23 protein-coding genes are annotated in these 22,962 nt (G+C 63.1%); 10 read left to right on the top strand and 13 right to left on the bottom strand.

Features of this window, described 5'->3' with window-relative positions; genetic code table 11:
• The first annotated feature begins 1 nt into the window (after position 1).
• From FHS84_RS05835 to FHS84_RS05810, 6 genes are read left to right on the top strand one after another with little or no spacing between them, the layout of a single operon-like run.
• The gene (locus FHS84_RS05835; RefSeq protein WP_166931669.1) at positions 2-1,069 is read left to right on the top strand and encodes a protein-glutamate methylesterase/protein-glutamine glutaminase; all 1,068 of its coding nucleotides are present in this window, start codon (positions 2-4) and stop codon (positions 1,067-1,069) included.
• Entirely contained in the window at positions 1,053-1,442 is a 390-nt protein-coding gene (locus FHS84_RS05830) for a response regulator (RefSeq protein ID WP_166931666.1), read from the top strand. Before FHS84_RS05835 ends, FHS84_RS05830 begins: the two co-directional genes overlap by 17 nt.
• 41 nt (positions 1,443-1,483) lie before the next feature.
• On the top strand, positions 1,484-2,047 hold the full coding sequence (locus FHS84_RS05825) for a chemotaxis protein CheD (protein ID WP_166931663.1): 564 nt from the start codon (positions 1,484-1,486) through the stop codon (positions 2,045-2,047).
• Positions 2,047-2,421, top strand: a complete 375-nt coding sequence (locus FHS84_RS05820) for a hypothetical protein (RefSeq protein WP_166931660.1) — start codon at positions 2,047-2,049, stop codon at positions 2,419-2,421. Before FHS84_RS05825 ends, FHS84_RS05820 begins: the two co-directional genes overlap by 1 nt.
• A gap of 15 nt (positions 2,422-2,436) precedes the next feature.
• Positions 2,437-3,018 carry a response regulator transcription factor gene (locus FHS84_RS05815; RefSeq protein ID WP_166931657.1) on the top strand — a complete coding sequence of 194 codons (582 nt, stop codon included), beginning with the start codon at positions 2,437-2,439 and terminating at the stop codon, positions 3,016-3,018.
• Entirely contained in the window at positions 3,018-3,524 is a 507-nt protein-coding gene (locus FHS84_RS05810) for a hypothetical protein (protein ID WP_166931654.1), read from the top strand. Before FHS84_RS05815 ends, FHS84_RS05810 begins: the two co-directional genes overlap by 1 nt.
• On the opposite strand, the gene FHS84_RS05805 is transcribed toward FHS84_RS05810, so the two are convergent.
• The 4 genes from FHS84_RS05805 to FHS84_RS05790 form a co-directional block, all read right to left on the bottom strand.
• The gene (locus tag FHS84_RS05805) at positions 3,521-4,720 is read right to left on the bottom strand and encodes a dihydrolipoamide acetyltransferase family protein (protein WP_166931651.1); all 1,200 of its coding nucleotides are present in this window, start codon (positions 4,718-4,720) and stop codon (positions 3,521-3,523) included. The two genes, FHS84_RS05810 and FHS84_RS05805, sit on opposite strands and share 4 nt — an antisense overlap.
• Position 4,721: 1 nt before the next feature.
• Positions 4,722-5,735 carry an alpha-ketoacid dehydrogenase subunit beta gene (locus tag FHS84_RS05800; protein ID WP_166931646.1) on the bottom strand — a complete coding sequence of 338 codons (1,014 nt, stop codon included), beginning with the start codon at positions 5,733-5,735 and terminating at the stop codon, positions 4,722-4,724.
• Position 5,736: 1 nt separating this feature from the next.
• Complete coding sequence (locus FHS84_RS05795) at positions 5,737-6,975, bottom strand: thiamine pyrophosphate-dependent enzyme (protein ID WP_166931639.1); 1,239 nt, start codon at positions 6,973-6,975, stop codon at positions 5,737-5,739.
• Positions 6,976-7,156: 181 nt separating this feature from the next.
• Positions 7,157-9,526, bottom strand: coding sequence for a PAS domain-containing sensor histidine kinase (locus tag FHS84_RS05790; protein WP_166931632.1), 2,370 nt, complete (start codon positions 9,524-9,526; stop codon positions 7,157-7,159).
• Positions 9,527-9,728: 202 nt separating this feature from the next.
• Between FHS84_RS05790 and FHS84_RS05785 the strand changes: the two genes are divergently transcribed.
• Together FHS84_RS05785 and FHS84_RS05780 are read left to right on the top strand one after the other, a co-directional pair.
• On the top strand, positions 9,729-10,265 hold the full coding sequence (locus FHS84_RS05785; protein WP_166931629.1) for a response regulator: 537 nt from the start codon (positions 9,729-9,731) through the stop codon (positions 10,263-10,265).
• A complete protein-coding gene (locus FHS84_RS05780; protein ID WP_166931626.1) occupies positions 10,265-10,762 on the top strand; it encodes a hypothetical protein in 498 nt (165 codons plus the stop codon). The genes FHS84_RS05785 and FHS84_RS05780 overlap by 1 nt, the downstream gene beginning before the upstream one ends.
• Here FHS84_RS05780 and FHS84_RS05775 read toward each other — a convergent pair.
• From FHS84_RS05775 to FHS84_RS05750, 6 genes are all read right to left on the bottom strand, one after another.
• Positions 10,759-11,490 (bottom strand): sulfate/molybdate ABC transporter ATP-binding protein, encoded by a 732-nt coding sequence (locus FHS84_RS05775; RefSeq protein ID WP_166931623.1) that lies wholly within the window; start codon positions 11,488-11,490, stop codon positions 10,759-10,761. The two genes, FHS84_RS05780 and FHS84_RS05775, sit on opposite strands and share 4 nt — an antisense overlap.
• 10 nt (positions 11,491-11,500) lie before the next feature.
• The gene (gene cysW / locus FHS84_RS05770) at positions 11,501-12,349 is read right to left on the bottom strand and encodes a sulfate ABC transporter permease subunit CysW (RefSeq protein WP_166931620.1); all 849 of its coding nucleotides are present in this window, start codon (positions 12,347-12,349) and stop codon (positions 11,501-11,503) included.
• Positions 12,346-13,182: a sulfate ABC transporter permease subunit CysT gene (gene cysT / locus FHS84_RS05765; protein ID WP_166931617.1), complete on the bottom strand. Its 837-nt coding sequence runs from the start codon at positions 13,180-13,182 to the stop codon at positions 12,346-12,348. Before cysT ends, cysW begins: the two co-directional genes overlap by 4 nt.
• Entirely contained in the window at positions 13,179-14,177 is a 999-nt protein-coding gene (locus tag FHS84_RS05760; protein ID WP_166931614.1) for a sulfate ABC transporter substrate-binding protein, read from the bottom strand. Before FHS84_RS05760 ends, cysT begins: the two co-directional genes overlap by 4 nt.
• Positions 14,178-14,193: 16 nt before the next feature.
• The gene (locus FHS84_RS05755) at positions 14,194-15,837 is read right to left on the bottom strand and encodes a porin (protein ID WP_166931611.1); all 1,644 of its coding nucleotides are present in this window, start codon (positions 15,835-15,837) and stop codon (positions 14,194-14,196) included.
• Positions 15,838-16,051: 214 nt separating this feature from the next.
• Positions 16,052-16,498, bottom strand: coding sequence for an RrF2 family transcriptional regulator (locus FHS84_RS05750; protein ID WP_166931608.1), 447 nt, complete (start codon positions 16,496-16,498; stop codon positions 16,052-16,054).
• Positions 16,499-16,571: 73 nt separating this feature from the next.
• On the opposite strand from FHS84_RS05750, the gene FHS84_RS05745 reads away from it, so the two are divergent.
• Complete coding sequence (locus FHS84_RS05745; RefSeq protein WP_166931605.1) at positions 16,572-18,575, top strand: TonB-dependent receptor; 2,004 nt, start codon at positions 16,572-16,574, stop codon at positions 18,573-18,575.
• On the opposite strand, the gene FHS84_RS05740 is transcribed toward FHS84_RS05745, so the two are convergent.
• Both FHS84_RS05740 and FHS84_RS05735 read right to left on the bottom strand, forming a co-directional pair.
• Positions 18,572-19,195 carry a choice-of-anchor R domain-containing protein gene (locus FHS84_RS05740; protein WP_166931602.1) on the bottom strand — a complete coding sequence of 208 codons (624 nt, stop codon included), beginning with the start codon at positions 19,193-19,195 and terminating at the stop codon, positions 18,572-18,574. The two genes, FHS84_RS05745 and FHS84_RS05740, sit on opposite strands and share 4 nt — an antisense overlap.
• A 174-nt stretch (positions 19,196-19,369) precedes the next feature.
• Positions 19,370-20,335, bottom strand: coding sequence for an alpha/beta fold hydrolase (locus tag FHS84_RS05735; protein WP_166931599.1), 966 nt, complete (start codon positions 20,333-20,335; stop codon positions 19,370-19,372).
• A 1,060-nt stretch (positions 20,336-21,395) separates the two neighbouring features.
• Between FHS84_RS05735 and FHS84_RS22345 the strand changes: the two genes are divergently transcribed.
• On the top strand, positions 21,396-21,665 hold the full coding sequence (locus tag FHS84_RS22345) for a TetR-like C-terminal domain-containing protein (RefSeq protein ID WP_166931596.1): 270 nt from the start codon (positions 21,396-21,398) through the stop codon (positions 21,663-21,665).
• Positions 21,666-22,025: 360 nt separating this feature from the next.
• On the opposite strand, the gene FHS84_RS05725 is transcribed toward FHS84_RS22345, so the two are convergent.
• Complete coding sequence (locus FHS84_RS05725; RefSeq protein ID WP_166931593.1) at positions 22,026-22,877, bottom strand: hypothetical protein; 852 nt, start codon at positions 22,875-22,877, stop codon at positions 22,026-22,028.
• Positions 22,878-22,962 lie beyond the last annotated feature (85 nt).

The raw sequence follows: 22,962 nt of genomic DNA, 5'->3' as shown, positions 1-22,962 counted from the left end.
AATGAAGCGCATTCGTGTACTCATAGTCGATGACTCAGCGACGATCCGGCGCCTTCTGGCGACCGTGCTGTCGCGCGATGAGGACATCGAAGTTGTCGGCGGTGCTCCCGATGCGGCGACCGCGCGGCAGATGATCAAGGATCTCACGCCCGACGTCATTACGCTCGACGTCGAGATGCCGAACATGAACGGCATCGATTTCCTTGAGAAAATCATGCGGCTGAGGCCGATGCCGGTCGTGATGGTGTCGACGCTGACCCAGCGGGGCGCCGAGGTCACGCTGTCGGCGCTCGAAATCGGCGCGGTGGACTATTTCGCCAAGCCGACCGAGAACGTCGCCGCCCATCTCGAGGATTGCGCCCGCGATCTGTGCGAGAAGGTCCGCACGGCCGCCGGCGCCCGCGTTCGCGCCTATGTGCGCCGCGAGCCGCCCGTGATTTCGACCAAGCCGGATTTCGATCCCGGCAACACGGTGGTTGCCATCGGCTCGTCGACCGGCGGCGTCGAGGCGCTGATCGAGGTGCTGTCGCACTTCCCGAAGAATTGTCCGGCGACGGTCATCACGCAGCATATGCCGCCGCACTTCACCACCAGTTTTGCCGACCGGTTGAATCGTTTGTGCCAGCCGACGGTGACCGAGGCGCGCGACGGAGCGGTGCTGGCGCCGGGCCAGATCTATCTCGCTCCGGGCGGAGACGCCCATCTCGAAGTTCATGGCGTCGGCGCGTTGCGCTGCCGCCTGGTTCAGGAACCGGCCGTCAACGGGCACCGCCCGTCGGTGGACGTGTTGTTCAATTCGGTCGCCGCCACGGTTCGTCATAATGCCGTCGGCGTCATCCTCACCGGAATGGGCCGTGACGGGGCATCGGGTCTTCTTGCCATGCGCAAGAACGGCGCCTCGACCATCGGCCAGGACGAAGCGTCGTCCGTCGTCTACGGAATGCCGCGAGTCGCCTACGAAATCGGAGCAGTCGAACGTCAATTCGCGTTGCAGCAGATTGGGCAAGAGGTGCTCAACGTGTGCGAATTGAGGAGTAAGAAAGCAGGTCGCCATGCCGCAAGCATCTAAGATCAAGGCCGTTGTGGTCGATGACCAGCTCACCATGAGGACGCTGGTGCGATCCTGCCTGCAGCAGATAGGGCTCACGGATATCCGCGAGTTTCCGAAAGCTCCGGAGGCGCTATCGGCTCTCAAGGCGCAGCCGGCGCACATCGTATTTTCGGATTTCAACATGCCGGAAATGGATGGGCTCGAGTTTTTGCGCTCGATCCGATCCGATCCGCAGTTGAAGGGAATCGGCTTCATTCTGCTGACGGGGCGCGCCGATGCCGATCTGGTCAAGCGCGCAGCGCAGTTCGGTGCCAACAACTACCTGGTCAAGCCGTTCACCGTCGCAGTGATGAAACAGAAACTCGAACAGATCTTCGGTGCCCTCTCGTGAATGTAACGTCCAGAAAGCCGAGGGATGACGAACAGCGCACGTTGCGGAAATTCCGCAATCCGCGCGACGGCTTTCTGCACGTTCAATTGACGCTGGGCGACACCTATGTGACGCAGAACCCCGAGGAGGTGCTGACCACCATTCTCGGTTCCTGCATTGCCGCCTGCATTCGCGACCCGGTTTCGGGCGTGGGCGGAATGAATCATTTTCTCCTGCCGGACGGAACGGCGGGCGATCGCGAGGCGCGCTGCTACGGCGTCAACGCGATGGAACTTCTGATCAACGACATCCTCAAGCACGGCGGCGACCGCCGCAGGCTCGAGGCCAAGTTGTTCGGCGGCGGCAACGTGGTCTCGGCGTTGACCGACGTCGGCTCGCGCAATTACGCGTTCGCCCGCCAGTTTCTCAACGACGAAGGAATTCCGATCGTCGGTGGTGACGTCGGCGGCGACTCGGCGCGGCGCATTCAATACATGCCGTTTTCCGGCCGTGCCCGCCAGGCTCTGGTCAAGGGTGCCGAGCCGAAGCTGGTGGAAGAAGAACTCACCGCACTGCACAAGAAGACAAAACCCGCAGCCGCGGCGGACGACGTGGAGTTCTTCTGATGCCGGATACGCCGGACACCATTTCCGCCGCGACGCGTCTGCTCAAGGCGGTTGCCGGCGAGCTGCGCGATCTGGCGACCGATACGGCGAAGTTCGGCGAAAGCCTGTCGGGTCACGAAGAGGTTTCGGCGACGCATGGCTCCATCATGCTGCTGCAGCAGTTCGACCTGTTCGCGCAGAGTCTTGATGCCCATGCCGGGCTGATCGACAAACTGTCCGAGCGTTTGGACAAGGGCCACATAGACGATAGCGAGTTGGACGAACTTCTGGGTCACGTCCCGTTCTTCGGCGTTCGCAAGCGGCTGACGGCGGTTGTCAACGGCAGCGATGGAGAACCGCATCTCGATGAGTCGGCTGATGACTATCTGTTCTAGCGGGGGCGAACAGAGATGCCTGAGAGGTTAAATTTTTCGCAGATCGAATGTCTGGTCGTCGATGCCGACCAGTATTCGACGTCGATCCTTGGCCAGATTTTGCGCGGCTTCGGACTTTCCAAACATACCGTGATCGACACCGGCGAGGAGGCTAGGCGCCGCCTTACCAACGGTCATTTCGATCTTCTGATTTGCGACGCGGTATTGCCGGACGTTCACGCCGCCGATCTCATCAAGTGGGTCCGCCGCCAGCCGGGCCTCAATCTCAAGTACATGCCCATCGTGGTGCTGACCGGCTACACTCAGTATTCGAACGTAGTGGTCATGCGCGATGCCGGCGCTAATATTGTGGTGCGCAAGCCGGTGTCGCCGAACGTCCTGTTCGACCACGTTGCGTGGTCGGCCCGAACGGATCGGCCGTTCATCGAGACGGACAACTACATCGGTCCGGATCGGCGCTTCAAGAATACTGGTCCGCCCGATGGTAATGGCCGCCGCAAGACCGATCTCACGATGGAGATCGGCCTCGCTACGGAACCGAACATGTCACAGGACGAGATCGACTCCCTGCTCAAACCGACGAAGGTAGAAATCTGATGGCCGGGTGTAAGATTATCCGCGTCAAGAACATTCTGGGCGAACTGCTTCATACGCCGGGCGGAGTCACGCGCGATGAGGCGGTGCACGAGGCGCAGCAGCTTATCGAGGAGTTGCGCGAGGAGTGCGAACGGGCTGTTCCGGTCGAGATCACGCGGCTTGAGGATATGGTCGGAAAGGCTGGTCCCAAGATCACCCGCTTCCAGCTGCTCGACATACTGTCTCAGGTGGATCCGTTGCTGACGCTGGCGGGCACCTTCGGTTCGGAAACGTTGGATGCGGTGGTGAAGAGGTTTTGCGATCTGGTCGCCGGCATGATCGAGAAGGACCTCACCGACACCGCGCCGCTGATCGTTCACCTGCGGGCGATGCGGCTGGTCTACAAGACCGAATTCGACGAGGCCGATAACGCCGCCATCCTGGAAGAGCTGTCGCGCATCCATACGCATTATGGCATCGTCAGCCATGTCGACGATGCGCCGCCGCCGGACGCCGTTCCCGGCTAATCCATGAACAGCAGGGCCGGATGTTCGAGCAGCGTTTTCAAGCGCTGCACGAACGCGGCGGCGTCGGCTCCGTCGATCACGCGGTGATCGTAACAGGACGACAAATTCATCATCTTGCGCACGACCACGGTGCCGTCGCGCACCACCGGACGCGGCATGATCGCGTTCGGCGCGATGATCGCGACTTCCGGCATGTTGATGATCGGCGTCGTGGCAAGTCCGCCCATCGGCCCCAGGCTGGTGATGGTGATGGTCGAGCCCGTCAGTTCGTCCTTGGCGGCCCGGCCGCTGCGTGCCCGTTCGGCGAGGCGGGCGATTTCCGCGGCCGCGTCCCACAGGTCGCGACGCTCGGCGTTCCGTACCACCGGCACCATCAAACCGGCGTCGGTCTGGGTGGCGACGCCGGCATGGATCGCCGTGTAGCGCCGGACGACGCCCGCTTCGTCGTCGAAATGCGCGTTGATCTGCGGAAACTGCGGCAGTACCCGCACCAGCGCCCGCAACAGGAGCGGCAGCACGGTCAGTTTGGGCCGCTCGGCGCTTCGCGTCGCATTGAGATGCGCGCGCAGATCTTCCAGCTCGGTCATGTCGATTTCCTCGACATAGGCGAAATGCGGAATGCGCCGCTTGGCTTCCTGCATGCGTTCGGCGATGCGCCGCCGCAAGCCCACGAGCTTGATTTCTTCGACCGCCTCGCGTGTCGCCGCTGCAGGCTGCTGCACGGGCGGCGGCGTTTGGGGGCGCGAACCGGTGGCGGAAAGATAGTCGTCGATATCGCCATGGGTGACGCGGCCGCCGGGGCCGGTGCCGTGCACTTTGTCGAGCATGATTCCGAGATCGGCCGCCCGCAACCGCACGGCAGGCGAGGCCAGCGTTTTCTTGGGCTGCTCGGCATCGAGGCGGTCCGCATCGGCGTCGGAGGGCAGCGGCGTTTCGGGCGGCAGCGCCTGCGCTGTGGCTTCGGTTTCGAATTCCACCAGCGGCGCGCCGACCGTCGCCATGTCGCCGGGCTTGCCCTTCAGCGCGATTACGGTGCCCGCCACCGGCGAGGTCATCTCCACCGTGGCCTTGTCGGTCATCACGTCGACCAGATGCTGGTCTTCGGCAACGCGGTCGCCGATGGCGACATGCCAGGCGACGATTTCGGCTTCGGCGGTGCCTTCGCCCACATCCGGCAGCTTGAAGGTGTAGCGCATGTCAGTTCTCCAGGGCGCGCTTGAGGCCGTCGGCGAGCCGCTTCGGGCCGGGGAAGTAGTCCCATTCGAAGGCGTGCGGGTAGGGCGTGTCCCAGCCGGCGACGCGCTGTATCGGCGCTTCGAGATGCCAAAAACAGTGTTCCTGCACGAGGGCGCAGAGTTCGGCGCCGAAGCCGCTGGTCAGCGTCGCCTCGTGGGCAACGACGCAGCGTCCCGTTTTCTGCACCGAGCGCACGATGGCATCGATATCGACCGGCATCAGGGTTCTGAGATCGACCACTTCCGCGTCGATGCCGGTTTCCTCCGCCGCCGCGATGGCGACATGCACCATGGTGCCGTAGGTGAGGACCGTCACCGCCGAGCCCGCCCGCGCTGTCGCCGCCTTGCCGAGCGGCACCGCGTAATGGCCTTCCGGCACCTCGCTCGCTTTGTGCTTGGCCCACGGCGTCACGGCTTTGTCGTGATGACCGTCGAAGGGGCCGTTATAGAGGCGCTTCGGCTCCAGAAAGATGACCGGATCGTCGTCCTCGATGGCGCTGATCAGCAGGCCTTTGGCGTCGTAGGGATTGGACGGGATCACCGTTTTCAGGCCGGTCACGTGCGTGAACAACGCTTCCGGACTCTGGCTGTGGGTCTGGCCGCCATAGATGCCGCCGCCGTAGGGCGTACGGATGGTGAGCGGAACGTGGAATTCGCCCGCCGAGCGATAGCGGATGCGCGCCGCTTCCGACACGATCTGGTCGTAGGCGGGATAGATGTAATCGGCGAACTGGATCTCCACCACGGGCCTGAGACCGTAGGCGCCCATGCCGATCGCGGCGGCGACGAGACCGGCTTCGCCGATGGGGGAGTCGAAGCAGCGCGTCTGGCCGTGCTTCTTCTGCAATCCTTCGGTGACGCGAAAGACGCCGCCGAAATAGCCGATGTCCTCGCCGAACACCAATACGTCGGGGTCCTTCGCCAGCATTACGTCGAGCGCGGAATTGAGCGCCTGGATCATGGTCATTGCCGGCATGTCAGGCTCCCGCCATTTTCTTCTGCTGGGCGATGTGCCACGGCATTTCGGCAAGCACGTCTTCGAACATCGTCGGCATCGGCGCCCGCGAGCCATCGGCCAGCGTGCCGATGCTTTCGGTTTCGCGCTGCGTTTCGCGCACCAGCGTCACCGCTTCCTCGATCAGGGCTTGATGCTGCTTTTCGCTCCAGGCGCCGATGGCGATGAGATGGTTCTTCAGCCGCTCGATAGGGTCGCCCAGCGGCCAGGCGCGCCATTCGTCGGAGGGGCGGTAGCGGCTGGGATCGTCGCTGGTGGAGTGGCCTTCGGCGCGATAGGTGAACAGCTCGATCACGGTGGCGCCATGATTGGAGCGCGCCCGTTCCGCCGCCCATTGCGCCGCCGCATACACCGCCAGGAAATCGTTGCCGTCGACGCGCAACCCCGGCAGGCCGTAGCCGATGGCGCGCGAGGCGAAGGTGGTTTCGTCGCCGCCGGCCATGCCGCTGAACGACGAGATGGCCCATTGGTTGTTGACGACGTTGAGGATTACGGGTGCGCGGTAGACCGCGGCGAAATTGAGGGCGTGATGGAAATCGCCTTCGGCCGTGGTGCCTTCGCCGATGAACGAGACGGCGATGCGGTCGTCGCTTTTGTAGGCCGATGCCATCGCCCAGCCGACTGCCTGCGGAGCTTGGGTGCCGAGATTGCCGGAGATGGTGAAGTAGCCGAACTCGCGGAACGAATACAGCACCGGAAGCTGACGGCCTTTCATCGGGTCGCGGGCGTTGGAGAAGCACTGGCACATCATCTGGATCAGCGGACAGCCGCGCGCGATCAAAAAGCCTTGCTGGCGGTAGGAGGGGAAGCACATGTCGTCTTTTTCGAGCGCATGCGCGAAGGCGACGGCCGTGGCTTCTTCGCCGGTCGATTTGACGTAGAACGAGATCTTGCCCTGGCGCTGGACCCGCACCATGCGGTCGTCGAAGGCGCGGGTGAGGACCATGTCGCGCAATCCCTTGATGAGGGCCGCCGGATCGAGCCGCGGGTTCCAGGCGCCGACCGCCTTGTGGTCATCATTCAGTACGCGGATCATGCTGTAGGCGTAGGGGATGAGGTCGCGATGGCTGGCGTCGGTCGCTGGGCGCTCGAGGGCGCCGGCAGGCGGGATCGCGATGGCGCTGAAATCGGGCTTGTCGCCCGGACGCTGTTTGGGCTGGGGGATGCGCAGGCTGAGCGTCGACCGGTTCCGCAAGGACATCTCCTGGAAAAATGATGCGCGACGAATACCACATCGCGGCGCGGGTGCGACGGGGGCTCGTGATTTTGAGCGGCTCTGTCCGCGCGCAACCGGGGCCGGGAAATTTTCTTCTCGTCCGTACGCGCGCCCGACAACAAGTTCCGGCCTTGCGGAACGTGTCCTTGAGGCAGTTTGTGCAGACCTACAGCGGCAGCGTGAATCGAAAGACCGTCCGGCCGTCGTGCGAGGTCGCGGAGATTTCGCCTCGGTGGGCTTCGACGATGGAGCGGCTGATGGCGAGGCCGATGCCCATGCCCGTCTTCTTGGTGGTGACGAAGGGCTGGAAAAGCGTCGCCATGAGTTCGTCGGGAATGCCGCTGCCGGTATCGGTGACGCTGACCTCAATGGCCTGCGCGGTGCGGCGGGTTGCCAGCGTCAAGCGCCGGGTGGCGCATCCGGCCATGGCGTCCATCGCGTTGTGCATCAGGTTGACCAGCACCTGCGTGATCTGGACCCGATCGGCGGTCACCGGCGGCAAATCCGGCTCCAGATCGAGCTCGGTTTCGATGCCGTCCGCCTTGGAACCGATGAGGCCGAGTTCGACAGCCTCCCTGACGATCACATTGATGTCGTCGGGCTCGCGCTTGGTTTCGCGTTTTTCGACGAAATCGCGCATGCGCCGGATGATTTCGGCCGCCCGCGTCGCCTGCGCTCCGGCCTGCGTGATGGCCCTTGCCGCCGCCTCGAATGCGGCGCTGTCGTTCCTGGCGATCAGCCGCTTGGCCGTGGCCGAGTAGTTGAGCATCGCGGCGAGCGGTTGATTGAGTTCGTGAGCGATGCTTGCCGACACCTGCGACAGCTCGCTGACGCGGCCGACGTGGATGAGCTGGTCCTTCAGCGCCTGCATCCGCGCCTCGGATTTCCGCAGCTTGCTTTCCGCCGTCTTCTGTTCGGTGATGTCGTAGTTGACGCCGTACATCGTGCGGGGCGATCCGTCCGGATCGCGCACCAGCCGTCCGACGCCGACGACCCAGCGCACCGAACCGTCGGGCCGGTAGACGCGAAACTCGTCGCGCCAGTCCCGGCCGTTGTTTTTGAGCGCGTCCAGGCCCGCCAAAACGCGCTTGAGATCGTCGGGATCCACCATGCGCCAGAAGGTGTCGGCGTCGTCGGCGCCGGTCAGCGGGTCGATGCCCAGGAGTTGGTAGATTTTCGCGCTGCGGATCACCTTGTCGGTCTTGAGATCCCACTCCCAGGTGCCCATCTCGGCGCTTTCGGTGGCGAGGGCGAGCCGGGTTTCCGAGCGGCGCAGGGCTTCCGCGGCCTCGCGTGCGTCGGTGATGTCGCGCGCGATCACCACTGCTCCGGTGACGACGCCGTTCTGGTCGCGGATCGGACCGAAACTATAGCTGCCGATCCAGCTCTCTCCGGTATCCTTGCGCACCAGGCGGTATTCGGCACCGACGGCGGTTTCCCCACGCAGCGCGCACGGCACCGGGCGGTCCTGCGGCAGGGCGGGGCGGCCGTCCGGGAAGAAGGCATCGAATTGCTTTGCGAAGTCGTCGAAGCTCGCGGCGCATTCGTCCGGGCTGTTATAGCGGTGGAAGCTGGAGAACGTCGTATTCGCCTGCAGGAACCGGCCATTCGCGTCGGTGATGTAGACCGCGTCGGTCATGCTTTCGAGCGCTGCCGCCAGCGTCGCCCGGCTCGCCGCCACTTCGAGTTCGGCGCATTTGCGCTCGGTGATGTCGCGGTTGATGCTGACGAGAGCGACCGGCTGTCCGCCGCCGTCGCGCACCAGCTTGCGGCTGACGGAGAACCAGCGGTATTCGCCGCTTTTGACCTTCCAGCGGTATTCGACGGTGTTCTCGAAGTCGCTGCTTTCGCTCGCTGCAGGGTGGCGCACGCGGGCGGCGTCTTCGGGATGGAGCCGGGCGAGGAAATCGGCCGGTGTGAAGTCCTTTAACTCGTCGGCGGTAAATCCGGTCAGCTGCACATGCGAGGGACTGATGAAAACGTACCGGCCGCACGTCAGGTCGAGCATGCTGACGGCGTCGCGCGCATTCTCCAGCACGGTGCGGAGTTGTTCGTCGCCGATCTGCAATGAGGTCTCGGTGGCCACGCAATAGAGACCCGCGACCTTGCCTTTGTCGTCGCGCAGCGGCGTCCAGGTGTAGCTGTTCCAGCTCGGTGGATCGCTGCGGCCGACGCGCTGGCCGACGATATGCTGCGCTTCGCCTTCGAACGCCGCCTCGAGCACCGGCTTGAGATCGTCCCAGGCCTCGGGAAACACCTCCGGATAGGGGCGCCCGAGGGTATTGGGATGGCGGTTCCCCAGAGTGGCGACGGCAGCGTCGTTGTAGAGGGTGGTAAGCGCCCGTCCCCAGCAGACATAAGCCGGCTGGCGGCTTTGCAGCATGATTTCGACGGTGGTCTTCAAAGCCTGCGGCCAGCTTTCGATGGCCCCGAGCGGGCTGTGGCGCCATTGTCCGGCTCGGATCAGGGCGGCCATGGCGCCCCGGCAATCGGGCCATTGCGCCCGGTGCGCTTCGCGCTTTGTTCGCGTAACCATGCCCCCGCCACTTTGAAATTGGTCTGAGTGTAGCGCACAGTTACAGGCGCTCCACTACTGCTTGATGTGAAATTCCCCTTGAAAATTTGTGCAACGAAGTCGCAGTCTCAGACTTACCACCTCCGGTCGCGTTTGACGCGAAAGACCGCAACCAAGGCTTAAGCAATCCAGCCGATCATCCGTAGTGGGGAGGACCGGCGGCTTGGAAGAGAGACTCAACTTTTCCCAGATATCGGCGCTTGTCGTCGATGGCGATCGTTTTTCGACCGGCATCATCGGCCAGATTCTGCGCGGCTTCGGGATGGAGCGGCATACTGCTGTTGGAACGGTCGAAGAGGCCAAGAAATTGCTGGCGTCGGGCAGCTATCACCTGCTGATTACCGAGACCAATCTGGCCGACGGTACGCTGGGCGATTTCATCGCGTGGGTCCGGCGCAGCCCGAAGGAGCAGCTTCGTTTCATCCCGATTGTAGTCCTGACGGGATATGCCTGCTTCTCGCGGGTGACGACGGCGCGCGATTCCGGCGTCAACAGTGTGGTGCGCAAGCCGGTTTCGCCGGCGACCCTGTTCGATCACATCGTGTGGTCGGCGCAGACCGACCGGCCGTTCATCGATGCGGACGCCTATACCGGGCCATGCCGGCGGTTCCGTTTCGGCGATCCGGCGCCGGGGCATAGCCGCCGGGTATCCGATCACGCGCCGGATTTCTCCAGCACGACCGACCGGGCGGGGCGCTGATGGAGCCCAATGTCCGGATCGTCCCCGTGAAGAACCGTCTGCGGGCGTTGCTCTACGCGCCGGGAGGGGTGTCGCGCGACGAAGCGCTCGGCGCTGCCCGCCAGAATGTCGAGATGTTGCGCAGAGACTTCGTGAAAGCCATTCCGGCCGAGGTCGCCGCGCTCGAAAGCATGATCGATCCCGCCAAGAACACCATCACCAGCGGCGAGCTCGACGCGATGCTGCTTCGGGCCGGTCAAATTCTGACCCTCTCCGGCACCTTCGGCTTTCCCCTGCTGGATCAGGTGGTGAAGCGGTTCTGCGATCTCGCCCTCGGCATGTTGGAAAAGAATCTCGACATGGTCGCTCCGGTGGCCGTGCACTTGCGCGCCATGCGGCTGGTATGTCCCGGCGGCGTTGCGCTCAACGCCATGGAAGCGGATCGTATGCTGAAGAGCCTCGAAGACGTCCAGGCGCACCTCGGCATCGGGAAGAAGGGCCCGCAGCAGGCGTCCTAAATCCCCGCTTGCACTTCGATGAAATCCGCCACGAACGGCGTCTTGGGGGCGCGGCGGACGTCTTGCGGCGTGCCGTATTGCTCGATCTTGCCGGCATTCATCACCGCCACCAGATCGGCGAGGGCGAAGGCTTCTTCCTGATCGTGCGTGACGAACACCGTGGTAATGCCCATGCGTTCGTGGATGGCGCGCAGCCAGCCGCGCAGTTCCTTGCGCACCTTGGCGTCGAGCGCACCGAACGGCTCGTCGAGCAACAGCATGCGCGGTTCGATGGCGAGGGCGCGGGCGAGCGCCACACGCTGCTTCTGGCCGCCGGAAAGCTGGCTGGGATAGCGCTTGTTGTAACCTTCGAGTTGCACCAGGGCGAGAAGCTCCTCCACGCGGCGGGCGATCTCTTCCTTCGGCGGGCGCAGTTTCTTCGCACGCACCGTCAGGCCGAAGGCGATGTTCTTCTCGACCGTCATGTGTTTGAACAGCGCATACTGCTGGAACACGAAGCCGGCGCGGCGGTCGCGTGCCGGCACGTCGAGCCAGTTGAGATCGGCGAAGTGCACGCTGCCGGAATCGGGAAATTCGAGCCCGCCCAGGATGCGAAGCAGCGTGGTCTTGCCCGAACCCGACGGACCGACCAGCGCCAGGAACGCCCCTTGCGGAGCCGTCAGGCTGACGCCGTTCAGCGCCGGGAAGCGCTCGAACTTCTTGACGATGGAGTCGACGACCAGAGACATGGGTTTGCTTTCAGTGCCGGTGCGTCGCGGCGATGTCGTCCGCGAAGCGCCATTCGAGAAGGGATTTGAGGACCAGCGTCACGAGCGCCAGCAAGGCGAGCAGGGATGCCACCGCGAAGGCGCCGACGAACTGGTAATCGTTGTAGAGCACTTCGACATGCAGCGGCATGGTGTTGGTGAGGCCGCGGATATGTCCGGACACCACCGACACGGCGCCGAACTCGCCCATCGCCCGCGCATTGCACAACAGCACGCCGTAGAGCAGGCCCCAGCGGATGTTGGGCAGCGTCACGCGCATAAAGGTATCCCAGCCCGAGGCGCCGAGCGAGGTGGCGGCTTCTTCCTCGTCGCGGCCCTGATCTTCCATCAGCGGGATCAGTTCGCGCGCCACGAACGGGAAGGTGATGAAGATCGTCGCCAGCACGATGCCGGGAACGGCGAAGATGATCTTGACGTTGGCCTCGCGCAGGGATTCGCCGAACCAGCCCTGCAAGCCGAAAATCAGCACATAGATGAGGCCGGAAACCACCGGCGAGATCGAGAACGGCAGATCGATCAGCGTGGTCAGGAACTGCTTGCCCTTGAAGTCGAACTTGGCGATGGCCCACGACGCGGCAACGCCGAAAACAGCATTGAGCGGCACCGCGATGGCGGCGGTGATGAGCGTCAGGCGCACGGCGGCGCGGGCGTCGGGATCGTCGAGCGCTTCCCAGGCCACACCGAGACCTTTGCGCAAGGCTTCGGTGAACACGGTGGCAAGCGGCAAGACCAGGAACAGCGTCACGACCCCGATCGCGATCAGCGACAGCGCAATGCGCGACAGCGGATGGTCCTGGGTGGGATAGCGGCGAAATTTCATCGTCTCTTCCCGATCCAGTTTTGCAAGAGGTTGAGCGCCAGGATCACCGCGAACGAGGCGGCCAGCATCACCACGCCGATCGCGGCCGCGCCGGCATAGTCGTATTGCTCCAGCTTGATGACGATCAAGAGCGGCGCGATCTCCGAAACCGTCGGCAGGTTGCCGGCGATGAAGATCACTGATCCGTATTCGCCAACGGCGCGGGCGAAGGCGAGGGTGGCGCCGGTGAGAAGGGCCGGCATCAGGCTCGGCAGCACGACGCGTGTGATGGTCTGCCAGCGATTGGCGCCGAGCGTGGCGGCGGCTTCTTCGGGATCGCGCGAAAGATCGTTCAGCACCGGCTGCAAGGTGCGCACCACGAACGGCAGGCCGATGAAGGTCAGCGCGATGATGACCCCGATGGGCGTGTAGGCGATGCGGATACCGAGATGACTCAAGGGTTCGCCGACCCAGCCGTTGGCGGAATAGAGCTGCGACAGGGCGATGCCCGCGACGGCGGTCGGCAGCGCGAACGGCAGGTCGATCAGCGCGTCGAGCAGGCGCTTGCCGGGAAAGTTGTAGCGCACCAGCACCCAGGCGACGATCGGGCCGGTCACCGCGTTGATGACGGCCGCGATGGCCGCGCCGCCGAACGATAGCCGCAGCGCCGCCAGCACGCGCGGATCGCTGATGACGTTCCAGAACCCGGAAAAGCCGATTTCCCACGGCCGCACGATCAGGGCCGCGATCGGAATCAGCACGATGACGCTGAGATAGAAGACCGTGAACCCGAGGCTCAGTCCGAAGCCGGGCAGCGCACTCGGGTTGCGGAAGCGGAAACCTGCTGCGCTCATCGGCCCGGCTTGTAAATCTGGTCGAACACGCCGCCGTCGGCGAAGTGCGTCGCTTGCGCCTTCTGCCAGCCGCCGAACACTTCGTCGACCGTGACCATCGGAAGGGACGGGAACTGCTTGGCGAACGCCTTCAACACGGCGGGATCGCGCGGACGGTAGAAGTTCTTCGCTTCAATCTCCTGTCCCTCTTTGGTGTAGAGGAAACGCAGATAGGCATCGGCCGCTTTGCGCATACCGTGGCGGTCGACGTTCTTGTCGAGCAGCGCCACCGGCGGCTCCGCCAGAATCGACAGTTTGGGATAGACGATCTCGAACTTGTCGGCGCCGTATTCCTTGAGCGCCAGATAGGCTTCGTTCTCCCACGTCAGTTGCACGTCGCCGATGCCGCGCTGAACGAAGGTGGTGGTCGCACCGCGCGCGCCGGTATCGAGCACCGGCACGTGCTTATAGAGTGCCTGAACGAACGCCTTCGCCTTGTCGGGATTGCCGCCCGGCTGCTTCAAGGCATACGCCCACGCCGCCAGATAGGCCCAGCGGGCGCCGCCGCTGGTCTTGGGGTTCGGCGTGATGACCTGGATGCCCGGCTTCACGAGGTCGGACCAGTCGTGGATCTTCCAGGGATTGCCTTTGCGCACCAGGAACACATAGGTCGAGGTATACGGCGTCGAATTCTCCGGTAGCCGCTTCTGCCAGTCCGCCGGCAACAGTTTCGCCTTCTGCGAAATCGCATCGATGTCGTAGGCGAGCGCCAGCGTCACCACGTCGGCATCGAGGCCGTCGATCACCGCGCGCGCCTGGGCGCCGGACCCGGCGTGGCTCTGCTTGATGGTGACGGTGTCGCCGGTCTTGGCTTTCCAGTCCTTGGCGAAGGCGGCGTTGATGTCCTTGTAGAGTTCGCGCGTCGGATCGTAGCTCACGTTGAGCAGCGTCACGCTGCCGGCGTTGGCGGCGGTGAGCGTCGCAAGGGCGGCCAGCGCGAGGGCGAATTTGTTCATGGCGTGATGCTCCCGGTCAGAGCGCGAATTGTGCGCGGAAGGCGAGGGTTTGCAGATTCTGTCCGCCCCAGACGGCGGGCAGTGCCGGCGTTCCGGAGGTGACGGTCACGGCGGATGGCGCCTGCAGGCGTTTCACATCGATCCATTGGTAATCCAGCGCGAAACGGATGGCTGTCGAAACGTACCAATTAAGCCCGACTGTCGCGATCCTCTGATCGCCGCCGCGAACCGTGTTGGGGAAAGTATATGTCTGCGTGCCGGGTGCGGTCCAGGCGGTGACCAGCGATGTTGTATCAAGTGTATGACTGTTGAGATTCAAGTCGCTGTAGCGCGCCGCCAGTTCCAAGGCGCCCCAGCCGCCGTGTCCGACCGAGACTTTCGGCTTGGGCTGGGAAAAGGCGCCGTTGGCGGCATTATAGCTGCGCGGCTCGCCCGTGATCGTCCAGGCCGCCTGCACGTACCAGCCGCTGAAGGTGTTGTTGGAAGGTTGGAAAATCGTCGTGGCACTGGTTGTTGCACTGGTAAAGGTTTTGTAAGCGACGGCGGCGCGATCGATCCCGAAGCTGTAATAGCCGGTCTGGGCATAGAACGGGCCGTAGTTTCCCGCCGCTTCCAGGCCCCATTGGGTGAGGTGGTTGGCGGGCAGCGCGCCGGTATTGGCGAGTTTGATGCCGTTCGAATCGACCGTCAGTTCCGGCGGATCGGCAAGCGTGAGGCTGTTCAGTGCGGTGGCGCCCGGCGTATTGCCGAGCGTCGGCGAACCGTTCGCAACAGCGTCGGGCAGCTTGAAGATGTGCGTGCCGTTGACGCCGACCAGGAAATGATACTCGGGAGCAGAAACCACCAGATAGCTCAACCGCCCCAGCGCCGCCTGCTGCTCGTCGAACACGGCCGAATCCTGGACCTTGGCGCCGGTATAGGAGAGGGCGCCGAACACCCGTTCGCCGGTGTAGAGAAGCGAGATCGCGTCGCGTCCGTCGCCGCCGGCAAGGCCGCGTTGCAGATTGGAGGGCGAGTTGCGTTCGAGGAAGATCGTTTCGCCCGAGCCGGTGCCGTCTTCGAGATTGGCGGGTGGCGGAAAGGCGCCGACCCGGATCGCCCACGGCGCCAGCCCGTCGTATTCGAGATAGACCGACTGGATGCGGCCGGGGTTCTCGGTGCCGCCCGAACCGCCGAAATCGAAATTGAGGTTGTACGACCAGTCGCCGAACAGCTTGCCTTGCAGGCCGAGATAGACACGGCGGAAATTGGCGCCGCTGGAAAGATCGGGGCCGTAGGCGGCCGGCAGCGTCTTGGCGCCTGCGCCTTGCGAATAATAAGCCCAGTCGAATTGCACCAGGGTGCGGATGGCGGCGCTGAACGCGCCGTCGGCGGAGGTGATGGTCGGCCGCCCGTTGGCGATCGTGACCTTCACCTGTTCGTCTTGCTGGGCGCGAATGTCCGTGTACTGATCGCCGGTCGAACGCTTCAGATCGACGACCTGATCGCTCAAGGTCTGAATCTGCTCTTCGAGCGCCTTGATGCGTTCGTCGGTGGCGGTGTTGGCTGGTGCTGCCGAGGTGGCATCGCTCGCTTTTTTGGCGGCGGAAGCGCTGCCGGAGAGGGCGATGATGGCGGCGCCGGCCATAAGGGCGGCGGTGATGGTCTTCGTCGTCTGCATGGTGAACCCCTAGGAAACCCCTGCCGGCGGGCCGGAACACATCTACAATATCTGTAATGTCTACCTAGTCAATATAGTTTAAGATTGTGGGAGATGGCAGCATTCCCCGACGCACCGCTGTGGTTTGCGTGCGATTTCGTTGAATCTGTTCGATTTTGCGCTGACGCTTGGTCCGCTATCGTTTGTGTTGCTGCCGACACAACGCGCAAAAAGATCAGTCGGCCCGCTTGCGCCGCCGTCCCGATTTGCGGTCGGCGAGGGCATGGGCGAGCGTGTGATGCTCGAGAATTTCGGCGCTGGCGTCACGCACGTTCAAGAGCACGCGGCGGATGGCGCAGGTCGTTTCGTCGTCGCAGTCGTCGCATTTGCGATAGGCGGTGCGGCTGGCGCAGGGGCTGAGCGCCAGCGGTCCGTCGATCACGCGCAAGACTTCCGCAAAGGAAATTTCTTCGGGCTTGCGGCCGAGCACGTAGCCGCCGAACTTTCCGCGCACGCTGTGGACGATGCCGCGCCGCTTCATCTCCAGGAGGATTTGTTCGAGGAACTTGCGCGGCACGTTTGCCTTCTCGGCGATTTCCGCGATCATGACGGGAACGGTCCCCTGATGTTCGCCGAGGACGAAAAGAGCCTTGAGAGCGTACTTGGCTTTTTGCGAGAGCATGCGCGTGAACCCGGATCAATTCTACAAAGTATATCATGATAATGGCAGAACATATCAACCGCCGGTTCGCGTCATGGTCGCCGCGGTATGGCTGCTGACGACCCCGGCGGCGGCGGTGGAGACGGTGGTGGTAAGCGCCGCGCCGCCCGATCCGGTCGGGACCGCGGCGTTTTCGACCGTTCGTCTCGGTACGGACGAGCTTCGCGTCTCGCCGCAACTCGACGAGGCGCTGAGCCAGGTGCCGGGCCTGTCGCTTTACCGGCGCAATTCCTCGCTGTCGGCCAATCCGACCACGCAGGGCGTGTCGCTGAGGTCGATTGCGCCCTCGGCCGCCGGCCGTGCGCTGGTCACCCTCGATGGCGTGCCGCAGAACGATCCCTTCGGCGGTTGGGTGATCTGGAGCGCGCTGCCGCCCGAGGATATCGCCGAAGCCGAAATCGTGCGCGGGGCCGGAGCGGGGCCGTACGGTGCCGGCGCCTTGACCGGCACGATCGCGCTCAAGGAGAACACCGGCGGCATCCGGGCGAGCCTCTCCGGCGGCGAACTGGGGCTGCGCCGGGCGGCGGCCGCGGGCGGTGCCGATCTCGGCGGCGTGTCTCTTTATGCCAGTGCCGCCCGCAGTGCGTCCGACGGCTGGATTCCCGTCAACACCACCCAGCGCGGCGCCGCCGACGACAATCTCACGCTCGATGGCGCCAGTGCCGCCGTACGCCTGCAAGCCGAGCCGGTCGCCGGTACGCTGATATCGGCGCGCGTCAGCGGCTATCGCGAGAACCGCCACTCCGGCATCGTCGGCACGGGCTCCGAGACCAGCGGCATGATTGCGAGCTTCACCGCTGCGCATCCCGTGCACGACGATCTCGGCTGGCGTTTGCAGGCGTGGATTCACACCAGCGACTTCGCGCAGACCTCCGCCGCGATTTCCACCGACCGCGCCACCGCGACGCCGTCGAACCATCAAACCGCGACACCTGCGACGGGGTGGGGCGCCAATGCGGCGGTGCGCGGCGAGGGGCTTGTCGCGTGGGAAGTCGGCGCCGATGTCCGCACTGCCCACGGCAACGCGCACGAATTGGCCTCGTATCAAAGCGGCGCCTTCACGCTCGGTCGCGTTTCCGGCGGCGACAGCGTTGTGGGCGGCCTGTATGCCGAAGGTGCCTATCGCGAGGGCCCATGGCTCGCCACGCTGGGCGTGCGCGCCGATGCCTGGTCGAGTTCGAACGGACACACGGCGCAGACGACGCTCGCCACCGGCGCCATCACCACGCAAGATTGGCCGTCACGGTCCGGCGTGCTGCCGACCGCGCGCGCGGGTTTGCGCTATGGCGATGACGCGCTCTACGTCCGCACGGCGGCCTACAAAGGCTTTCGCGCGCCGTCGCTCAATGAACTCTACCGGCCGTTTCGTCTCGGCAACAACGTGACGATGGCCAATCCGGCGTTAAAACCGGAAACGCTGGCGGGTGTGGAGATCGGCGCCGGCGGCGCGTTCGGAAAATTCGCTTGGGATCTGACCGCGTTCGCCAACCGCCTTCACGCCGCAGTGACGAACGTCACGGTCGGTGCCGGTCCCGGTACGTTTCCCGGTGCCGGTTTCGTACCCGCAGGCGGCCTGCTGATCCAGCGCCGGAACGCCGGTGCCATCAACGCGCCCGGCATCGAAGGCAATGTAACGTACACGGACGGTCCCTGGCGCCTCTCCGCTGCCTTCGATGTTCTCGATCAACGCGTCCACGGCGGCACGGAGGCGCCGCAACTCACCGGCAAGCGCCCCGCTCAGGCCCCGCGCACCACGCTGACCGCCGCCGCAGATTGGAAGCTCACGCCCGCGCTCACCGCCTCCGCTACTGTGCGCTACGAGAGCAATCGCTTCAGCGATGACGCCAACACGCTGCGTCTCGGTGCGTCGGCTGTCGTGGGCGCGCGCCTGGAATACGCATTCGGCGACGGCCCTGCCGCCTACGTCGCCGCCGACAACCTGTTCGACGCCCGCGTCGCCACCTCATCCTCCGCCGACGGCATCCTCAGCCTCGATGCGCCGCGCATCGTGTCGGTGGGACTGACGTTCGCGCGCTAGGTCCCGCTCTTGCGGCGCCGGCGCAATCTCCAGCCCGCCAGACCCGCTGCGAACAGGGTGAGGGTCATCGGCTCGGGCACTTCCGATCCGGAGACCTCCAGCATGTATGGACCTCCGAGATTGGGATAGGCGTGGTCGAAGCCATTGGGGGCGTAATATTCGCCGGCAACACCCAGGGCGGTCTGATCGTCCGACCAAGCCCATTCCATGGAGACGGGGGTGTCGGACGTATTGACGGCCCCGATCCAGTAGCGCGTGTGCGGCGCGAGAACATAGGGCGCGAAAGGCAAGTCGTATTCGTCAAGCGACGTTTTCAGCGCCGAATCGGGAATCGTAAAAATGGTGGTGAGAACCTTGCCGGGCAATTTCCCTTTGTCGCTGAGCAGTTCGAGTTTGAACACGCCGCCGTCGCCGGGGTTGGTCGCCCTCAGCCTTAGGGCGACATACGATACTTCGAAGTGCGAGTTCCCGGTCGAAAAGGAATCCGCCAACCCGGCCTGGAGCTGGTCGGCGCCGTTGACGACCGAAAATAGATTGTCATAGAGCTCTGAGGCGTTCGCCGCACCGCTGGTCAACGCCAGCATTGCCGCGACAACAACAAATGATCGCGAATAGCTCATGGAACTCCTCCGCTATGTTGTACGAATGGCAGCAAGCGCCGTGCCAAGCCGCTAACGTGTTGGCGGGGATACATGTAGACGCAGGATATGTTTTTCCGCGATGCCGATTTGTAAAATGCAACGACAATCGCTGGTAATTGGAACCGGAATCATCGCCGTAGAAATTGTGATCGGCTATTCAATTTCTCGAACGAACCGCAGTACCGACTGGGCAAATCCGTCGGCTTCCTCGACATGGACGAAGTGGCTGCTCCGGTCGAAGACTTCGAGCGTCCGGTGCGGTCTCTTCAGGAATACCTCGACTTGATCCGGCGTGGTGACGTGATCGTAACGGCCGCGGATCATCAACGACGGGGCGGTGATCGCCGCCAGCTTGGGGCGCAGGTCTTCGTACAAGGCATCGTCCTTGACCAGGGCCTCGTACTGCGAATTGCCTTGCCCCCATTTGGCGCCGAGATTGGAGGCTGCCACCAGCTTGCTGAAAAAGTCGAGCAGCGGCGCCTGATGGACATAGAGGCGTTCGCGGTCGGCGCCGAGCTTCTGGCTGTATCGAACGTAGCCCAGGAGGCGCTCGCGCGAGGAAACGTTGGCGTCGGCCAGCGCAAGGAGAGCATCGGCGTCGGGCTTGTTGCCTTTTTCGGCTATCAGGTCCGCGCACGCCCGCATCATGCTTTTCAGCGAACCGTCGGGGTCGAGCGTCGCGTTCTCGAACACCAGCCCGGATACCGCATGGGGATACCGCAGCGCGTAGTCGGCCGCGTACAAGCCGCCGAAAGAATGGCCCCACAGCACCCAGCGGCGGAGGCCCAGCGTTTGGCGCAGCGCCTCCAGGTCTTCGACGATGTCGTTGACCGTAACGCTCGCCGCCGGATCGGAGCGCAGCACGCCGCGCTGGTCGAGGCAGATCAGTTGCGCCGCCGCACCGAGGCGCGGCCCTTGATAGACGCCCGCGTCATAGCTTCCCGACCCCGGCCCGCCGTGGACGTAGAGGATCGGCATCGCCGCCGGATCGCCGTAACGCTCGACGAACAGCCGCGTTCCGCGCACGCTGACCAGTGTGCCTTTGCTCTCTTCCGCCCGTGCCGAGGGCAGGGCAACAAATGCAGCGGCAGTTCCCAACACAGTGCGACGGTTCAGCATGATGCAGTCTCTTTTGGTCGCAACGGGGTATAGGCACGCCGAACCGCAACGGCAATTGTGTGCGGCCATGCTCCGCCTGCACCCGCGCCCGATCTTTTGCACAAGGCTTGATACTAGTGCCGGGGCGAGGCAGGCTTCACATGGAAGACTGTCCGGTGATGCTCATGTCGATCGACGACCCGTTTGTATCGACGCGATTCCTTGGAATTGACGCGGAAGGCGTCAGGCGCTTCGTCTTGTGCATTGGGAGTTGGATCACTTCCGGCAGGAAGGCGGCAAGCTGGAACTCGCCGCAGGGGATCCTGTTCCGCTTGAAAGCTATTTCTCGTACCGACCGCTGGAGTAGAGCTTCTCGCGCCTTGCTTCACCTGCCCCTAATCTTTCCTCCCTCGCGGAGCCGCAGCCATCAAGCCGCTCGATGCGCGAATAGCGGGGATCGCGCCGCGAGACATTGCGGGCGCTGCGATTATCCCGCAATCGATAGAGCCCGAGATGCGCCAGAACCGGGCGTCGCCTGCCTTGATCCGGTCTCCCCGACGGAACCGGGAAGTCGGAATAGCCGGACCTATTTGTGGGTTGGCTTCTCCGGCATACCCAGTTCTTTGGCGCGCAGAGGCCTACGGTTTAGCGCCCTGGTAGCCGGCCAGGAGTCGCATCCCTTTTTGCTCCCTCCGCATACAATCCCGCTACCATCCGGGTACAGGCATCCGTACGAATGACCTCCCTTTGGCGGAAAATATACCCCATTCTTGTCGTTGCACTTACCTTCCACAGCATCGGGTTTCTGGGCTTTATCAGCATGTGCCGCCGGCGAGACCTCGAGCACAGCCAATACTACTGCCGAAAAAATTATTAGAACCTTCCAAGCCATTTGCTTCATCCTAATATTTTTCGCTTAGCCCCTGAGCGAAATATAACGAGTGAATAACCGCTCGTCCATGAATGCATCTTCGGCACCAACTGATGATCGTGGCCCCGAGCGTGGTGTAGGAGCGCGTGGCGTTCGTGCTCTCCGGCGGGATTGGCCGGATGTCAGGCAGTCACGGCTGGCAGCCTGACGATGGTGTCATCGCTCAATGCGGGCGAAGTATATGTCTATTTTGCGCTCGGCAATCCCGCTCTTTACCGTCTGATGTTTGGCGAGGGTCTTTCAAGATCATCCAAAAAGGCCTGCGCCGTACGCAGTCTTCAGCGCACTGCACTCGAGAAAACCAAGAGCCATTTGGGCTCACGCATGAACGAGCCCGCACCAACACATACATCGTTCTTCTTGTGGTCGCAGGCGCACGGGCTATCGTTGTTACTAATTGGTAGGCATGCGAACGAGTGATTGCCTCAAGAAACCGTTCACAACGTGCTGATGATCGCGGCGACGTGGTTCAAGCCAACCCGGAATAGTGGGCGGTAGCTCTACTGACTAACTGTGCACAAAGACGTGGGCGTTCGCCGGCGGCGCGAATGTCCGCTTTTGGGGCGTGGTCTAGGACATTCCTAGGTCGCAAGTTGGTGCAACCCGGCCTCTGAATACCGGCCACATCCCTCTGAGACTGCTCCTAACCGCCAAGCGATTGCCGCGTCCGGTTTGAGGTTACTTCCACGTCTCCAGCCCAACTTTCCTCCCTCGCGGAGCCGCAGCCATCGAGCCGCACGACGTGCGAATAGCGGGGGAGGCGCGGCGAGACGGAGGGGGTCAATCTTCCTCTCCAGTCAGTTCCTTCCAGCGTCCGATGTCGACATCAACGTAATCTGGGGGATAGTTAACACCCATTTCGGTGAAAGACGGATCGCCTTCCGTATGCACCTGAAGGACTGCCGCTGGCTCCAATGGTTGCTTAGTATATAAATCGAACGCCTGTTTCGAAGGAATGGAGCCGCGTGATCGCGCGAAGGTCGCGGTGATTGCCTTTCCGGCCTGATAGCTTTGATTTGTGACACGCAGTGGTGCGGCTACTTCAATGATGCGAGGTTTACCGAGCGTCTCAAGTTTGGCACAAACCGCCTTATCACGGATCCACATTGATGCGACCTCACCGCCCCAGCGCTTCAATAAAGGTTCGACGCCGCTGTCCGTGACGACCACCGGGTGGGAGGTCATCCAGAATTTTCCGAGTCGCGCCTCAAGCTGATCGCTCTGGAATGGGCTTCTTGCATAGAGAAGTTCTGCCGTTGCCCCAGATAAGCCGCCAGCCGCAACGACCTCGCTGATACGACGCAGAAGGCTCAAGGGCGTCGAGAGGTGAATACCTTCCTGCCTGAGAACCATGGCTTCGTTCTCGGTAAGACGAGTATAATGGAACGCGCGTATCGTGCGTTGGCTCATCATTCGCCCGACTGCTTCTTCTAAATCATAAAAATCTGAAGCGAAGCGATTTTCGGGCCGGAGAATTGAACGGGTGCCATCTTCGTTAATGTCGTGACGAAGAAAAATCCGATGGTCTGTATCAAGATAATTACGGATTAAGCCAGTCTGAGCTGCCAGAAAGTCTAGCAGTTCTGAATCAAATGTGCGGACGTCCCATACATCAATTATGTTTTTCGCCAACGAGAGCCTCTTCTGTAACCTGCAGTGCAGCGTTTACATGAGGTAGACTAACTTATGACTGCCTGCTGGCGTCAGGCAAATCGGA

This window comes from Rhizomicrobium electricum (assembly GCF_011762045.1).
Taxonomy (GTDB): Bacteria; Pseudomonadota; Alphaproteobacteria; order Micropepsales; family Micropepsaceae; genus Rhizomicrobium; species Rhizomicrobium electricum.
This window is presented reverse-complemented; position numbering and strand designations above follow the sequence as displayed.

Coding starts and splice junctions, on each gene's coding strand:
- FHS84_RS05815 (WP_166931657.1), top strand. CDS start 2,437: ATGCCTGAGAGGTTAAATTTTTCGCAGATCGAATGTCTGGTCGTCGAT.
- FHS84_RS05750 (WP_166931608.1), bottom strand. CDS start 16,498: ATGCTCTCGCAAAAAGCCAAGTACGCTCTCAAGGCTCTTTTCGTCCTC.
- FHS84_RS05740 (WP_166931602.1), bottom strand. CDS start 19,195: ATGAGCTATTCGCGATCATTTGTTGTTGTCGCGGCAATGCTGGCGTTG.
- FHS84_RS05780 (WP_166931626.1), top strand. CDS start 10,265: ATGGAGCCCAATGTCCGGATCGTCCCCGTGAAGAACCGTCTGCGGGCG.
- FHS84_RS05805 (WP_166931651.1), bottom strand. CDS start 4,720: ATGCGCTACACCTTCAAGCTGCCGGATGTGGGCGAAGGCACCGCCGAA.
- FHS84_RS05820 (WP_166931660.1), top strand. CDS start 2,047: ATGCCGGATACGCCGGACACCATTTCCGCCGCGACGCGTCTGCTCAAG.
- FHS84_RS05760 (WP_166931614.1), bottom strand. CDS start 14,177: ATGAACAAATTCGCCCTCGCGCTGGCCGCCCTTGCGACGCTCACCGCC.
- FHS84_RS05755 (WP_166931611.1), bottom strand. CDS start 15,837: ATGCAGACGACGAAGACCATCACCGCCGCCCTTATGGCCGGCGCCGCC.
- FHS84_RS05745 (WP_166931605.1), top strand. CDS start 16,572: ATGGTCGCCGCGGTATGGCTGCTGACGACCCCGGCGGCGGCGGTGGAG.
- cysW (WP_166931620.1), bottom strand. CDS start 12,349: ATGAAATTTCGCCGCTATCCCACCCAGGACCATCCGCTGTCGCGCATT.
- FHS84_RS05830 (WP_166931666.1), top strand. CDS start 1,053: ATGCCGCAAGCATCTAAGATCAAGGCCGTTGTGGTCGATGACCAGCTC.
- cysT (WP_166931617.1), bottom strand. CDS start 13,182: ATGAGCGCAGCAGGTTTCCGCTTCCGCAACCCGAGTGCGCTGCCCGGC.
- FHS84_RS05795 (WP_166931639.1), bottom strand. CDS start 6,975: ATGTCCTTGCGGAACCGGTCGACGCTCAGCCTGCGCATCCCCCAGCCC.
- FHS84_RS05800 (WP_166931646.1), bottom strand. CDS start 5,735: ATGCCGGCAATGACCATGATCCAGGCGCTCAATTCCGCGCTCGACGTA.
- FHS84_RS22345 (WP_166931596.1), top strand. CDS start 21,396: ATGGTGTCATCGCTCAATGCGGGCGAAGTATATGTCTATTTTGCGCTC.
- FHS84_RS05790 (WP_166931632.1), bottom strand. CDS start 9,526: ATGGTTACGCGAACAAAGCGCGAAGCGCACCGGGCGCAATGGCCCGAT.
- FHS84_RS05810 (WP_166931654.1), top strand. CDS start 3,018: ATGGCCGGGTGTAAGATTATCCGCGTCAAGAACATTCTGGGCGAACTG.
- FHS84_RS05775 (WP_166931623.1), bottom strand. CDS start 11,490: ATGTCTCTGGTCGTCGACTCCATCGTCAAGAAGTTCGAGCGCTTCCCG.
- FHS84_RS05835 (WP_166931669.1), top strand. CDS start 2: ATGAAGCGCATTCGTGTACTCATAGTCGATGACTCAGCGACGATCCGG.
- FHS84_RS05735 (WP_166931599.1), bottom strand. CDS start 20,335: ATGCTGAACCGTCGCACTGTGTTGGGAACTGCCGCTGCATTTGTTGCC.